The sequence below is a fragment of the Micromonospora sp. NBC_00860 genome (assembly GCF_045207375.1).
Taxonomy (GTDB): domain Bacteria; phylum Actinomycetota; class Actinomycetes; order Mycobacteriales; family Micromonosporaceae; genus Micromonospora; species Micromonospora vinacea.
On record NZ_CP108825.1, the window covers coordinates 1,450,396 to 1,464,524 of the forward strand.

9 protein-coding genes are annotated in these 14,129 nt (G+C 69.3%); 4 read left to right on the forward strand and 5 right to left on the reverse strand.

Translation table 11 applies throughout. The annotated features are described in order from the left end of the window. Positions 1-78 precede the first annotated feature (78 nt). Positions 79-1,974: a CocE/NonD family hydrolase gene (locus OH804_RS06510; protein WP_406063509.1), complete on the forward strand. Its 1,896-nt coding sequence runs from the start codon at positions 79-81 to the stop codon at positions 1,972-1,974. A gap of 133 nt (positions 1,975-2,107) precedes the next feature. Here the strand turns inward: OH804_RS06510 and OH804_RS06515 are convergent, their stop codons facing one another. Further along, positions 2,108-3,448 carry a carbohydrate-binding protein gene (locus tag OH804_RS06515; RefSeq protein WP_406063511.1) on the reverse strand — a complete coding sequence of 447 codons (1,341 nt, stop codon included), beginning with the start codon at positions 3,446-3,448 and terminating at the stop codon, positions 2,108-2,110. Between the two features lie 563 nt (positions 3,449-4,011). Here OH804_RS06515 and OH804_RS06520 point away from each other — a divergent pair. Beyond that, positions 4,012-5,985, forward strand: a complete 1,974-nt coding sequence (locus tag OH804_RS06520; RefSeq protein WP_231394499.1) for a heavy metal translocating P-type ATPase — start codon at positions 4,012-4,014, stop codon at positions 5,983-5,985. Between the two features lie 131 nt (positions 5,986-6,116). Here the strand turns inward: OH804_RS06520 and OH804_RS06525 are convergent, their stop codons facing one another. Together OH804_RS06525 and OH804_RS06530 are read right to left on the reverse strand one after the other, a co-directional pair. Next, positions 6,117-7,202, reverse strand: coding sequence for a hypothetical protein (locus OH804_RS06525; RefSeq protein ID WP_406063513.1), 1,086 nt, complete (start codon positions 7,200-7,202; stop codon positions 6,117-6,119). Positions 7,203-7,400: 198 nt separating this feature from the next. Then, entirely contained in the window at positions 7,401-9,638 is a 2,238-nt protein-coding gene (locus tag OH804_RS06530; RefSeq protein WP_406063515.1) for a hypothetical protein, read from the reverse strand. 289 nt (positions 9,639-9,927) lie between these two features. Here OH804_RS06530 and OH804_RS06535 point away from each other — a divergent pair, with 289 nt between their 5' ends. Then, positions 9,928-11,142, forward strand: coding sequence for a low temperature requirement protein A (locus OH804_RS06535; RefSeq protein WP_406063517.1), 1,215 nt, complete (start codon positions 9,928-9,930; stop codon positions 11,140-11,142). 223 nt (positions 11,143-11,365) lie between these two features. Here OH804_RS06535 and OH804_RS06540 read toward each other — a convergent pair whose 3' ends face one another. Next, a complete protein-coding gene (locus OH804_RS06540) occupies positions 11,366-12,472 on the reverse strand; it encodes a Gfo/Idh/MocA family protein (protein WP_406063519.1) in 1,107 nt (368 codons plus the stop codon). A 46-nt stretch (positions 12,473-12,518) separates the two neighbouring features. Continuing rightward, positions 12,519-13,490 (reverse strand): aldo/keto reductase, encoded by a 972-nt coding sequence (locus tag OH804_RS06545; protein WP_406063521.1) that lies wholly within the window; start codon positions 13,488-13,490, stop codon positions 12,519-12,521. Positions 13,491-13,613: 123 nt separating this feature from the next. Here OH804_RS06545 and OH804_RS06550 point away from each other — a divergent pair, with 123 nt between their 5' ends. Continuing rightward, complete coding sequence (locus tag OH804_RS06550) at positions 13,614-14,126, forward strand: MarR family winged helix-turn-helix transcriptional regulator (RefSeq protein WP_406063523.1); 513 nt, start codon at positions 13,614-13,616, stop codon at positions 14,124-14,126. The last annotated feature ends 3 nt before the right edge of the window (positions 14,127-14,129 follow it).

Below are 14,129 nucleotides of genomic sequence, written 5' to 3' on the forward strand. Positions count from 1 at the left end.
AAGTTCCTACACGTGCAGGTGGTGGCACCGGCCACCGGCTCGTAGCGTTCGCAGCCTCGGACACATCAAGGAGACTGCATGGCTACAGTGGGAACGCGCTGGCGCACAGGCGTGGCCGTACTGTCCGCGACGGTGCTCGCCGCCCTCGGCGCGGCGCCGCAGGCGCAGGCGGCGGACGGCCCGCCGATGATCGTCGTCCAGGACGGCGTCACCCAGCCGGTGTTCGGCTACGCCGACGCCATTCGGGAACGCCTGTTCATCGACTCCACCTTCGACAGCGACAACGACGGTCTGCGCGACATCATCGCGTTCGACCTGATGCGGCCGGCGGCCACCGCGCAGGGGCTCAAGGCCCCGGTGGTGATGGACGCCAGCCCCTACTACTCGACGGTCTGCCGCGGCAACGAGGCCGAGTGCAAGGCGGACCTCGACGGCGACGGCCTGCTGGACAAGTGGCCGCTGTTCTACGACAACTACTTCGTGCCGCGCGGCTACGCGGTCATCCTGCTGGACATGGTCGGCACCAACAACTCCACCGGCTGCCCGACCACCAACGCCAACCAGGACAACCTGAGCGCCAAGCAGGCCGTCAACTGGCTCAACGGCAGGGCCACCGCCCGTAACGCCGCCGGTGAGATCGTCAAGGCGGACTGGCACAACGGCAAGACGGGGATGATCGGCAAGTCGTACGACGGCTCGCTGGCCATGGCCACGGCGGTGACCGGCGTGAAGGGCCTGACCACTGTCGTGCCCATCAGCGGACCGACCGAGTACTACGACTACGTGCGCAGCAACGGCGTGGTCACCCGCGGCAACAGCTACGTGGCGTCGCTGGCCAACACGGTCACCAACCCCGAGCGCCGGGACTACTGCAAGCCGGTGCGCGACGCGATAGGCGCCGCCGACGGCGACGAGCACGGCGACTACACGGCCTTCTGGAACGAGCGCAGCTACGTCAAGAAGGTCCCCAACGTCACCGCCAGCGTGCTGCTCTACCACGGCCTCAACGACGACAACGTCCGGCCGGACCACTTCAGCAAGTTCTGGTACGCCCTCGCGGAGAACAACGTGCCGCGCAAGCTGTGGCTGTCGCAGGAGGGCCACGTCGACCCGTTCGACTCGCGCCGCGCGGTGTGGGTGTCGACGCTGCACCGGTGGTTCGACTTCTGGCTGCAGGGCGTCGCCAACGGCATCATGGATGAGCCGCGGGTGGACCTGGAGCGGTCCGCCGACGTGTGGGAGACCCACGCCGACTGGCCGATCCCCGGCAAGGCCGACACGGAGGTGTTCCTGCAGCCCGGCACCACCGGCGCGGGCGGTCTCGGGCTGGTGCCCACCGCGAAGCCGGCGACCGGGGCGTTCCAGGACAGCCGCACGCAGAGCCAGAACACCATGATCCTCAACCCGGACGTGGTGCAGCCCAACCGGCTGGCGTTCGTCTCCGCGCCACTCTCCGCGCCGCTGCACATCTCCGGCACCCCGACCGTGCAACTGCGGGCCTCCGCCGACCAGACCGACACCAACCTCGGGGCGATCCTGGTCGACTACGGCACCGACGAGCGGGTCGCGCACCGGGCCTCCGGCGAGGGGATCATCACCCTGACCACCGAGGACTGCTGGGGCCAGAGCAGCCCGACCGACGACGGCTGCTACAAGCAGACGACGAAGCGGGTGGCTACGGCGGACTACGAGCTGGTCACCAAGGGCATCATGGACGCCCAGAACCGGCAGTCGATCCGCGTCGGCGTGCCGCTGGTGGCGGGGGAGTCGTACAACTTCAGCTTCCCGCTGCTGCCGGAGGACTACGTCTTCAAGCCCGGCCACCGGATCGGCGTGATCATCGTGGCCAGCTACCCGCAGTACTCCAGCCAGGCGGACACCACCGCCGCGAACCTGCAGGTCGCGCTGAAGAGCAGCAACATCGTCCTACCAGTGGTCGGCGGCACCGCCGCCGCGCACGCCGCCGGCCTCTGACCGGCTGAACGGCGGGCCGCCCGGCGCGGCTCACCACCGGGGCGGCCCGGCGATCACCCCTCCACGGAGGGTCCTCGATCGCCGGGCTGTCCCGTCGACGTCGCGCCCTCGACAGGTTCGACGCCGTCGCCCGTCAGCGGCCCTGCAGGCGCTTCACGTTGTCGCCGAAGGTCCACCCCTTCGACCCGTCCCAGTTCGCCGACCAGGTCATCAGGCCCTTGAGTCCGGGCACGGAGTTCCAGGCCTGCGTGACCAACGACGTCGACAGGTGGCCGCCGCCCGCCCCGATCTGCGCCGGCAGGCCCGGGACCTGCCTGTCGTACGGCACCCGGATGGTGGTGCCCTGGATGGTGAGGCCGTTGTTCAGGCACTGCGTCTGCACAGTGAAGCCCTGCACCGTGCCCGCCGGGTACGAGTCGCCGGCGCAGCCGTACATGCTGCCGTTGTAGTACTGCATGTTCAGCCACCAGAGCCGGCCGTTGTCGACGTACTTCTTGATGATCGGCAGGTACGAGCCCCAGATCGAGCCGTAGACCACGCTGCCGCCGGTGACGTACGCCGTCTCGGGTGCCATGGTCAGGCCGAAGTTCGACGGCATCCGGGCCAGCACGCCGTCGATGATCCGGATGAGGTTGGCCTGCGACGTGGACAGTGTGTTGATGTTGCCGCTGCCGGTCAGGCCGGTCTCGATGTCGATGTCGATTCCGTCGAAGTGGTAGGCCGTCAGGATCGGCACGATCGTTGCGATGAACCGGTCGGCGACCGCTGTGGAGCTCAGGTCGATGCCTGCGGCGGCCCCGCCGATCGACATGAGGATGGTGGCGCCGGCCGCCTTGGCCTGGCACATCTCGGCCGGGGTGGCCACCTTGACGCCAACATCCATGCCGTTTTCCCAGAGGACCGTGCCGTCCGAGCGGATCACCGGGAACGCCGCGTTGATCACGTTGTAGCCGTGCTGGTTGAGCCGGCTGTCGGTGATCGGGATCCAGCCGAGGCCCGGGTGTACGCCGTTGGAGGCCCCGTCCCAGTTCTCCCAGTAGCCCTGCAACACCTTGCCGGTGGGCCGCGACTTCACCGCGCAGGTCCCACCGGTCGGCGGCGGCGTGGTGGGCGGAGGTGTGGTCGGTGGTGGCGTCGTGGGCGGCGGGGTCGTCGGTGGTGGCGTCGTGGGCGGCGGCGTGCTTCCCGAGCACGCGCCCAGGTCGCGCCAGAGCGACGGGGTCGCGGCGGGGTTCCAGCCGGCGCCGGGGTGGGCGGTGTGGGTGACCAGTGCCTGGTAGAGCCGGCCGCCGTAGGTGACCTGGGCGCCCGCCTGGTAGGTGGTGCCCTCGGCCCAGGCCGGGGCAGCGCAGGCAACCATCGGGACGGCGTTGGCCGAGGACACGGCCGCCATGCTGCTGGGGACGAAGGCGACGGCGGCGGTGAGGGTCATCGCCGCCCCGGCGACCACTGCGAAAATCCGACGGCTTCTCATGGCTCACTCCCCAGGGTTCGACGACCCGCGACCTCCACATATTGACGTTCGTGAAGTTTAATATCAAGGGTTGTTTACAGATCCGGGGGAAGTTGGAGTGGTGCTGCTCGTTCATGAGCGCTTGCGCCGTTCGACGACATCCACAGCCCGCCGATCGTGACCGACGCCGTTGACCGCTGCTCCTTTGGTGGCGAAGTGGACCAACCACGGTCTTCCGTCCTGCGCCGCTGACAATGCTGGGTTCGCACGCGGGTGACGTCCGGAACATCGACACGCCTGGACAGGCATACCCCCTGGGGGTATATCGTGAGGGTGAGGAGGCGATGAGGATGTCGCACGAGAACGAGCACCAGGTAGAGCCCATGGGTGGGGCGGTGGACCGACACGGCGACCACGGTGATCATGGGAGCCGCCGAGGGGACCCGAGCGGCCAGCCGGTACAGCCCGGCGCCCACGGCGGCCATGCCGGGCACGCGGGGCATGACAAGCACGCCGGGCACGCAGGGCATGACAAGCATGCCGGGCACGCAGGGCATGACAAGCATGCCGGGCACGACCCGGAGATGTTCCGCCGCAAGTTCTGGCTGAGCCTGGTCCTGACGGTGCCGATCGTGGTCACCAGTCACATGGTGATGGACTGGTTCGGCTATCAGCTGGACTTCCCGGGCGTCGACTGGGTGGGCCCGGTGCTGGGCACTGTGGTGTTCGTCTACGGCGGGTGGCCGTTCCTGCAGGGCGCGGTGCGGGAGGTCCGTGACCGGGCGCCGGGGATGATGCTGCTGATCGCGATGGCCATCACCGTCGCGTACGTGGCCTCGGCGGCGACCGCGCTCGGCGTGTTCGACCTGGACTTCTGGTGGGAGCTGGCGGCTCTGGTCACGATCATGCTGCTCGGGCACTGGCAGGAGATGAAGGCCATCGGTCAGGCCCAGGGCGCCCTGTCGGCCCTGGCCGCGCTGCTGCCCGACGAGGCCGAACGCCTCGGCGGTGACGGACAGCCCGAACGGGTACGGGTCAGCGACCTGCGCGTCGGCGACGTGATCCTGGTGCGCCCGGGCGGGCGGGTGCCGGCCGACGGCCGCATCACCGACGGCCGTGCGGAGTTGGACGAGTCGATGATCACCGGCGAGTCCCGGCCGGTCGGCCGCGAACGCGGCGACCGGGTGGTGGCCGGCACTGTCGCCACCGACGCGGCCATCCGGGTGCGCGTCGAGGCCGTCGGCGAGGACACCGCTCTGGCCGGCATCCAACGCCTGGTCGCGCAGGCCCAGCAGTCCAGCGGCAGGGCGCAGGTCCTCGCTGACCGGTTCGCGGCCTGGCTGTTCTACATCGCCACCGCCGCTGCCGCCGCGACGCTGCTGATCTGGACACTGGTCGGCAACCTCGACGAGGCCGTCGTCCGCACCGTCACAGTGCTGGTGATCGCCTGCCCGCACGCGCTGGGGCTGGCCATCCCGCTGGTGATCGCCCTGTCGACCGCCGTGGCCGCGAAGGGCGGCATCCTGGTCAAGGACCGCCTCGCCCTGGAGCGGATGCGCACCGTCGACACGGTGCTGTTCGACAAGACCGGCACCCTGACCCGCGGCGAGCACGTCGTCGCCGGTGTCGCCGCCACCGGCGGCGTCAGCGAGACCGACGTACTGGCCGTCGCGGCGGCGGTCGAGGCCGACAGTGAACACCCCCTCGCACGGGCCATCGTCGCCGCCGCTGCCCAGCAGGGCGCCCGGCGCACCGCGACCGGTTTCCGGTCGCTGACCGGTCGCGGGGTGCGCGCCGACGTCGACGGCGTCAGCTACGCCGTCGGTGGACCCGCCCTGCTGCGCGAACTCGACGCCACGGTGCCCGGCGACCTCGACGAGCGTCGGGCCGAGTGGTCCCGCCGGGGAGCGGCGGTACTGCACCTGCTGCGTCTCGACAGCGAGCAGGCACGCGTCATCGGTGCCCTCGCCCTTGAGGACCAGATCCGCCCCGAGGCTCGGCAAGCCATCGCCGAGCTACGTGAGCAGGGCATCCGCAAGATCGTCATGATCACCGGGGACGCGCGGCCGGTGGCCGAGGCGGTCGCCGCCGACCTGGGCTTCAGGCCCGGCGAGGACGAGGTGTTCGCCGAGGTGCTGCCCGCCGACAAGGACGAGGCGGTCGGTGAGCTGCAACGCCGGGGGCTGCGGGTGGCGATGGTCGGTGACGGCGTGAACGATGCTCCCGCGCTGGCCCGCGCCGACGTCGGCATCGCCATCGGCGCCGGCACCGACGTCGCGATCGAATCCGCTGGCGTCGTGCTCGCCTCCTCCGACCCGCGCGGGGTCACCGGGGTCATCCGGCTCTCGCGCGCCTCGTACCGCAAGATGATCCAGAATCTGGCCTGGGCCGCCGGCTACAACGTCGTCGCCCTGCCCTTGGCCGCCGGCGCTCTGGCCTGGGCCGGAGTGAGCCTGAGCCCCGCGGTCGCCGCGGTGCTGATGTCCGCCTCGACCATCGTGGTCGCGCTCAACGCCCAACTGCTGCGCCGCGTGCAGCTGCGCCACCCGGATCTCTGATCGGGGTACGCGGGTTCACCCCGCCGGGAACTGATGAGGTGGCACCGGGCGCGCGGTCGGGTCTGCCACGAGCGCCCGGTCCTCACCGCGCCGGCGGCAACGAAAACAGCCACCGCCGGCGCGGCCCGGCCTCAGAGCCGGGAGGTGAAGGTGGCCAGGAAGCGGTGCGGGGTGACGACGCCGGCGTTGTCGAAGCAGATGACGTCGACGTCGGCGTTGGTGGTGTACGTCCAGGGCTGGGTGAGGTGGCAGTAGTTGCTGCCGGCGCCCTGCGCCACCACCTGGGCGTGCGTCTCCTTGACGCCGACCTGCGGGAAGGTCGCCAGGTAACGGCCGGCGGGCGCCAGCGGTGCCACAGCGTTCGCACCGACACCGAGCACCGAGTTGTCGTTGGTCGGCCCGCCGACGGCGGTACCCAGGTAACCGAAGTACGACGGCGGGCCGAGGGAGCCGATCACCGGCCGCCGACGGTGGTACGAGAGGACGAAGTCGGTGTTGATGAACGCACCAGCCTGGTCATAGCAGAAGACGTACACCTGCACACCGGTGCCGACAGCGCTCCAGGAGTAGACCTTGCAGCGGCGGGGACCGGCGTTCGGCTGCACGGCGGTGACCTGCACGTTGCCGGCGAGCACTCCGGCCAATCCCACACCAGGCAGCCGCACCAGGTACTGCCCGACGCCCACCGGCCCGACAGTGTTCACGACGCCGGTGGAGTTGTACGACTGCGCCACCAGGCCGCTGCTCCACTGCACGTACGCGTGGGAGGTGCCGGCCGGCAGTACGCCCGAGCTGGTCGTCCAGAGCACTGTGAACGGAGTGTCCTCGCGCGTGCCACCCGGCTTGTGGCACTGCACGTCGACGATCTCGTCGGTGCCGGACTGGAACCAGCGGACCACCTCGCAGTAGTGACCGGTCCGGTTCACCGGGGTCACGTGCGGCACGCCCCGTGAGCTGGCACCTATCTGTGGGAAGCGGACCTGGAACCGGCCGGGTGCGAGCTTGATGCCGTCGGCCCAGGCGGCCGGGAAGGCGGTCTTCCAGCTACCCCATTGCCGGCTGGTGTCCAGCACTGTCCAGACCGGCGCGGTGGGGTCCTTGACGTACGCGAAGCCCCAGCGGTCGGCGGTGGCCGCCGCAGCCGGTGCCGGCGGCACGAGTGCGCCGGCGGCCAGGACGACGGCGAGTGCCGCGGTGACGAATGATCGGAGACGCATCTGTTCCTCCAGTCGACGGGAACATGTCGGGGAGGAGTGTGCGCCTAGTGATCTGATGGTCACAGTCGGCTACGTCGTGCTCAGGTGTCGGCTGTCCGCTACTCGTGGTCGAGCTTCTGGGCAGCGCCTCGACATCGGCGCGTGGGAAAGATGGCCGCTGCAAGGCCCGGAAGGCGTGAGCCGTAGGCCCACGGATCATCAGCGGAGCTGAGCCGGCGCGACTGCTTGCTCAGCGGAGGTGGTCGGCGAGGTGACGCACCGACTCAGTGAACGCCTCCTCGGATTCGCAGGGCCGGTGGCTTTGATCGGTGGCGGGAAGATGTCGCCGGACGGAGGTATGACGCCGTACGGGTCGCAGAGCCGTCGGTCCACCGTCGCCTCTCTGTCGGATGCGGCGGGTGTCTCGTCGGGGCCGTGCGGCGGAAAGACGCGGCCACCGATGGGATCGGTGTCCCGCCACAGATTCACCCACCGCCAGTCCACTCGGTCGGCGATCTCGTGGATCACCTCGTCGCTGACGTATGCGGGAAAGAGGCGGGCGTACAACCGTCGGAGCGGCGAGCCGTGGGTCAGCAGCGCGATCCGCTCGGTGACCCGTGGCGGCAGTTGGAGCACGGTCGCGGCGAGCAGGACGGAGCCGTGGCTGTGTCCGGTGAGCACCACCGTGTTGCCGGAGTCGACGAGGTGGGTGATCCGGCAGGTCAGTTCGGGAACGGCCCGTTCGGCGTAGCAGGGTGGCGCGAACGGGTGCGCGGCTCTGGGCCAGAAGGTGCCCAGGTCCCACAGCACGCCGACGTACCGGCGAAAGCCGGGGGTGCGATAGGCGAAGATGCCGCCGACGATCAGACCGACGATGATGGCGGCGATCAGGTAGCTGCCGACACCGATGCTGAAGTTGACGAAGCTGACCGGTAGCCCCACGTAGCGCTGGATCAGTTCGCCCGGTGGCGTCGGCAGCAGGCCGAGCGCGACCATCGTCATGCCGATTCCGGCCAGGCAGGCGTAGAGCACCGCGAGTGGCACCAACCGCTCGGTGAACTGGGCATGGGCGATGGCCTTGCGCACCTGCCGCAGCCGTGGTCCGGCATCGTTCGGCGCGTCCGGGAAGTCACGAGCAACTATCGACGCCGCTGCGCGTTTCCGTCCCGGTCGTGACGTCAGCGATACCACGCCGCCGACGGCCAGCGTCACCAGCACCGCCAGCGTGAAGCCGAGGATCGCCCAGATGCAGGCACGCGGAGGGCTGGTGATGAGCGCCTCCGCGGTCGGTGCGCCTCTGTTCAGGACGTCGGACACCCGGTAGGCGAGTTCGGCGGAGTATGTGAGCGCCAAACTGATCGCGGCGACGGAGGCCGCCAGAGCGCCGAACCCGAGCGAGGGCGAGGCGTCCGACTGTCGATCCCGGTGCCAGAACAGCACCGCACCCAGGGCAGCCAGCAGTATCGCCTGGCCGATGAACAGCCCGACGACCGTCAGGTTGTAGCCGGGTAACCCGTTGCGCTCCGGCCAGGGGGCGGGATTGGTCAGGACGTGGATCCAGACCAGCACAGTCAGACCGAGGGTGATCGTGCGTAGCACGCTGACGAGGCGGTCGAGCCGGCCTTCCGTGGGTGCGGTCAGGGGCGGGGTGCAGAGCAGGACCGCGCAGGTGACCAGCAGAAGTCCGGCAACTGCCGTCAGCGCGACGGTGCCGATCGACAAGCCCTGTGCCGCCCGGGCGCCGAGCAGGCTGAGGTCCAGCGTGGCGAACGCCGCCGCGACGTGAATCGAGCGCAGTCGGCCGACCAGCGGCTCGTTGTCCCACCGGCCGACGGCGGTGAGCCGGTGCGCCGGAAGGGGTTGGTCGGCCGCGCGGAAGACGTGAGACGGGAGTGCCGGGCGGGCGCTGAGCCCCCACACCAGGCTGATGGCCGCGGCCGGCGCGAGCGCGAGCACCGCCAGGCGCAGTCCGGCGGGACGCCCCCCGAGCCAGGAGAGCCAACTGCGTCCGGCCAGGCACTCGGGCGAGGACATGCACTTCCACGCGATCACATCCAGCGCGATTCCCACCATGCTCAGCACGTACATCCCGGTCAGGGTGAGGGCCAACAGCCGGCACAGGGCCTTGATCACCGGGTCGCCGGCTCCGGCCGGACGCATCCAGATGGCGAGGTTGATCAGCATGAAGGGCAGCAGGATCACCATCGACAGCGTTCGCACCGCGGTGCCGGCGGGCAGGTTGTTCCAGCGGTAGGCCTCCAGCGTCACGCCGTCCGCCTCGCCGCCCTCGTGGTTTCCCGGTCGGGGTCGGTAGAAGCCGCCTCGGTGGTCACCCGCCACCTGCTGCACATGCGGCCGATCCAGGAGGTCATCCGGGCCGGTGGCGGACACCCCGTGCACCCGCAGTTCCACGAAGCCGTCAGCCGCAGCGCGCCCGTCCGCGTCTTGCTGATCCATCCGGTACCGGCCCCCCGGCGTGTACGCGGCTCACACCGACCCGCTCGGCTGATCCGACGGCGCCCGCGTGGCGCAACGGGCGTACCCCGCGAAGGGAGATGCAACCCCGTGCTCGTAGCGCGCTGCTTCGTGCCGATTACCGGTGGCGGACCGACCATCGGAGGAATGGGGATCGCGACGCCTACCAAAAGGTGTGTGGTCCGCTGGCATTCTTCGGGTATCGACTCGATGACCTGCCCGGCGTGGTACCAATACCCAGATAGGCGAAGCCGGCGGGGATGGGCGGCCCATGTCGACAAGGGCAGCAGCGCTGCTTCGGAAACCCGGGCAACCGCAGCGACCGAGCCTTCTGGAACTCTTCTTCGACCTGGTCTTCATCTTTGCCCTGAATCGGGTCTCGCAGCGGCTGGTCGAGGAGCTCTCCGAGCAGCGAGTCGTCCTCATCGAGGCTGGCGAGACGCTGTTGTTGCTGCTGGCCTTCATGGTGCTGTGGTTCGTCACGGCGTGGGTCACCGACCTCTATGATCCGCAGCGGCCGCAGCTCCAACTGCTCGTCTATACGGCGATGCTCGGTGCGCTGGTGATGGCGGTCGCGGTGCCGCACGCGTTCGGGGACAGAAGTCTGGCCTTCGCTGGTGCGTACGTCGCGGTCCACATCATTCGTGGGCTGATCATCGTTCCGATGCTGCGCGGCCACGAGGCTCAGCGTCGAGCGGCTGGGGTGTTCTTCTGGTTCACGCTGTCGGCCGTGCCGTGGTTCGCCGGCGCGATCGTGACGGACCTGGCCCGCACCCTGTTGTGGACGCTCGCGATCGCCATCGACGGCGCGGCACTGCTGCTGTTCTATCCCGCGCCGTGGTCTCGCCCCACCCAACGGCAGTGGCCCGTCCTGGCCGAGTACCTGTCTGAGCGCTACCGACAATTCTTCATCATCGCCCTCGGCGAACTGATTCTGACGACCGGCTCGGCCTACAGCGACACGTCGTTCCGGCACGGCGGAGCCGCGGCAGCCTTCGCGGTCTCATTCGCCACGACCGTGCTGCTGTTCCGCGTCTACCTTTTTCGGGCGGGCCAGCTGTTGCCCGAAGCGATCAGAGTCGCCGTTGAGCCCGCGCACCTCATCCGGGAGGCTTTCCTCGCCCACGTACTCATGGTCGCCGGGATCGTCGTCGTCGCCGTCGGATACGAGATCGTGATCGAACATCCGTTCGGGCACACCAAGCCGGCGTGGATCCTCGTTGTCCTCGGCGGACCGATGCTCTTCCTGATCGGGCGAGCCCTGGTGGAACATGCCGTATTCAACCGCGTCTCCCGCCCTCGGATGATCGGCGCTCTGGCGCTCGCCGCCGCCTCGCCGTTCATGATCTTCCTGCCGCCGCTGGCAGTGGCCGTCACCGCCGTCTTCGTCCTCGCCGGCATCGCCGTTTCCGACGCCGTGCACGCCAGGGGGAAACCGCCCGAACGGCCGCACCCACCCAATTCCAGAAAGGACATTGCAGACTAGCTGGGGCCACCACCCACCTCTAACGCCGACTTCGCCATCAGTCCGTGGGAGGCCGGGACCTGAGTAGCGGGATGATTTCCCTTATCAGGGTTTCCTGACCGCTTGAAAGCTCCGGGTCGGGAAACCTCTGGGATAGCCCACCTGGGTGCGGGCGGCCGTCTCCATGCGCCGCAGGACATCGGCACGCGCGATTTGCTCTTGATCATGCATGGTCATGTTCTCCCTACTGGCGGGTGCCGGTTCGGGCGGCCCGCTCAACTCTGGCGATGAGGCGGCTGTTGTGAACGGCGTGCCCGAAGCCGGGCGTGTGGTGGGTTCCGTTGGCGATGTCGCGTGCCAGGCTGGCGTACACCTCGCCCACGTTGATGGAGGCGCCGCTCCAGATCTCCGCGGCGGTCGGGCCGGCCCCGGTGGCGACGGGGCGGTCGGGTACGGCGAAGTCGACGCTCGACGACAGCATGAGGTCGCCGACCTGAACGCCCGCCGGGTGGTTGCCGGTCAGTCTCAGCCAGCCATCGGAGCCGCGGACCTCCAGGCTGAATGCGGCGTCCGTCGGGGGCACGCCGGCCAGGATCTGCACACCTACGGGGGCGCCCGACGAGGTCTTGACGATGGCGTCGAGGTGGTCCGGCACCTCCCGGACGGAGATGGCACCGGTGTCCATCAGCTTCACCTCCGGCCAGAGGGTCTCCGTGCGCGCGTCGACCTCGGTGATGTCACCGAGTACGGCCTCGACCACGTCCAGAACGTGGCCCGCCGCGATCGTCAGGAATCCGGCGCCCGTTGCGGCCCTGTCGAAGTACTCGTAAGCGCTCACCGACTCGGGGCCGTTTCCGAAGGTCGTCGCGGCGACCCGCGCCGAGAGCAGCCGGCCGAGTCGCCCCGCCTTGATGATCTCTGCCGCGCGGCGGACCGAGGGGTTGAGCCGGCCCTGGAGGCCGATTGCGGTGTGCAGCGATCCGGCGGCTTCGGCCATCTCCTCTGTCTGCGCGACGGTGGCTCCCAGCGGCGACTCGGAATACACGGCCTTGTTTGCGGCGAGGGCGGGAAGCACGAGGTCGCGGTGGGCGGGGACCTTGACCGCCACGGTGACGAGGTCGATCGACGGATCGTTGATGAGCTCGAGGGGATCGGCGTACCAGCGCTCGGCACCGAAAGCCCCTGCGGCATCGCGAGCGCTCTTCTCGTGACGTGTGGCCACGGCGGCCAGGACGAACTGCGGCTGTGCCGCGAGTGCGGGGATGTGTGCTGCCCCGGCCCAACTTGCCTTCGTGTCCGCACCGATGATGCCGACCCGAATCATCTTGCCCTGCATGCTGTTCGGCTCCATTCCTTGACCTGCGAACGTGGGGCGGCCGCTGGTACGTCTGCTCTGCTCAACCGTCGATGGCGGCCATGTCGGCCTGTGCGTGGCGATCGCCGGCCGCCGGGGTCAGGTTGTTCAGCCGGGCGATCTGGCCAGCGGTGAGTTGGATGTTGTCGGCGGCGCAGTTCTCCTCGACCCGGTCGACGCGCCTGGTGCCCGGGATGGGCGCGATGCCCTCGCCCTGCGCCAGGAGCCAGGCCAGGGCGATCTGCGCGGCCGTGGCACCCACCTCGCCGGCGACGTCGCGGACCTCGTCGGCGATGCGCAGGTTGTGCGTGAGGTTGTCGCCGGTGAACCGGGGATTGGTGCGCCGCCAGTCGGTGGCATCCAAACCGTCGAGGGAGCGGATGTCGCCGGTGAGGAAGCCATGCCCGAGCGGCGAGTAGGGCACGAGGCCGATGCCGAGTTCCCGCAGCGTGGGCAGCACGTCGGTCTCGGGGTCGCGGGTCCACAGCGAGTACTCCGTCTGGACGGCGGCCACCGCATGAACCGCGTGAGCCCGACGGATCGTGGCCGCGGACGCCTCCGACAGGCCGATGTGGCGCACCTTGCCCACTGTCACCAGCTCGCTCAAGGCTCCCATCGTCTCCTCGATCGGGGTGTCCCGGTCGACCCGGTGCTGGTAGTAGAGATCGATGTGGTCGGTGCCGAGCCGCCGCAGTGACCCGTCCACGGCCGCGCGGATGCTGGCGGGGGTGCTGTCCGGCCCTGGCCTACCGGTGTGGGAGATGAGGCCGAACTTGCTGGCAAGGATCACCTCGTCCCGGCGGCCGTTGATCGCGCGACCCACCAACTCCTCGTTGACGTACGGGCCGTACACCTCTGCGGTGTCCAGGTGGGTGACGCCGAGGTCCAGGGCGCGACGGATGGTGCGGATCGATTCGGCTTCGTCGCGGCCGGCGCCGGTGTAGAAGGCCGACATTCCCATGGCTCCGAGCCCGATGCGCGAGACCTCAAGGCCTCCCACTGATGTGCTGTGCATCGCATGGTCCTTCCTAGATCGACGGGCGGTCCGCGCTCCGATGAAGCGTCCGGCTGAACTTGACGCTTCAAGTTCTACACCCTCGAACTTGAAGCGTCAACAAGTGGTCAGTAGGGTGACCTCATGACTGAGAAGGAGACGGGTAGGCCGGCCGGGACCGATGCCGGAACGCCGTGGCTGAATGACGACGAGCGGGCAGCGTGGCTGGCCAACTCCGCGCTCATGATCAGCCTGCCGGCTGCCCTGGATGCGCGTATGCAACGCGAGTCCCAGTTGACCTTCTTCGAGTACGTGGTGCTCTCGGTCCTCTCCGAGGAGCCGGAGCGCATGATGCAGATGAGCCGCCTCGCCGAACGAACGGCGGCGTCGCTGTCCCGCCTGTCGCACGTCGTCGGACGGCTGGAGAGACGCGGCCTGCTCGCGCGCGCCCGGATCCCTGGCCCCGGCAGAGCCACCAACGCGATCCTGACCGAGGCCGGTTACGAGGTTGTCGTGGCCGCGGCACCGGGACATGTCGCGGCGGTCCGCGAATACCTGATCGACCAGCTCGAACCCCACGAGCTGACCGCGTTGACGCGCATCGGCACCGCGGTCGAGGCCGCCGTCAACCGCCCCTCGGCGACGTCCGCACCGTAGCCG

Bases quoted from the DNA above. Each gene is read 5' to 3' on its own strand.
- OH804_RS06510 (WP_406063509.1), top strand. From the start codon at position 79: ATGGCTACAGTGGGAACGCGCTGGCGCACAGGCGTGGCCGTACTGTCC.
- OH804_RS06515 (WP_406063511.1), bottom strand. From the start codon at position 3,448: ATGAGAAGCCGTCGGATTTTCGCAGTGGTCGCCGGGGCGGCGATGACC.
- OH804_RS06520 (WP_231394499.1), top strand. From the start codon at position 4,012: ATGTTCCGCCGCAAGTTCTGGCTGAGCCTGGTCCTGACGGTGCCGATC.
- OH804_RS06525 (WP_406063513.1), bottom strand. From the start codon at position 7,202: ATGCGTCTCCGATCATTCGTCACCGCGGCACTCGCCGTCGTCCTGGCC.
- OH804_RS06530 (WP_406063515.1), bottom strand. From the start codon at position 9,638: ATGGATCAGCAAGACGCGGACGGGCGCGCTGCGGCTGACGGCTTCGTG.
- OH804_RS06535 (WP_406063517.1), top strand. From the start codon at position 9,928: ATGTCGACAAGGGCAGCAGCGCTGCTTCGGAAACCCGGGCAACCGCAG.
- OH804_RS06540 (WP_406063519.1), bottom strand. From the start codon at position 12,472: ATGGAGCCGAACAGCATGCAGGGCAAGATGATTCGGGTCGGCATCATC.
- OH804_RS06545 (WP_406063521.1), bottom strand. From the start codon at position 13,490: ATGCACAGCACATCAGTGGGAGGCCTTGAGGTCTCGCGCATCGGGCTC.
- OH804_RS06550 (WP_406063523.1), top strand. From the start codon at position 13,614: ATGACTGAGAAGGAGACGGGTAGGCCGGCCGGGACCGATGCCGGAACG.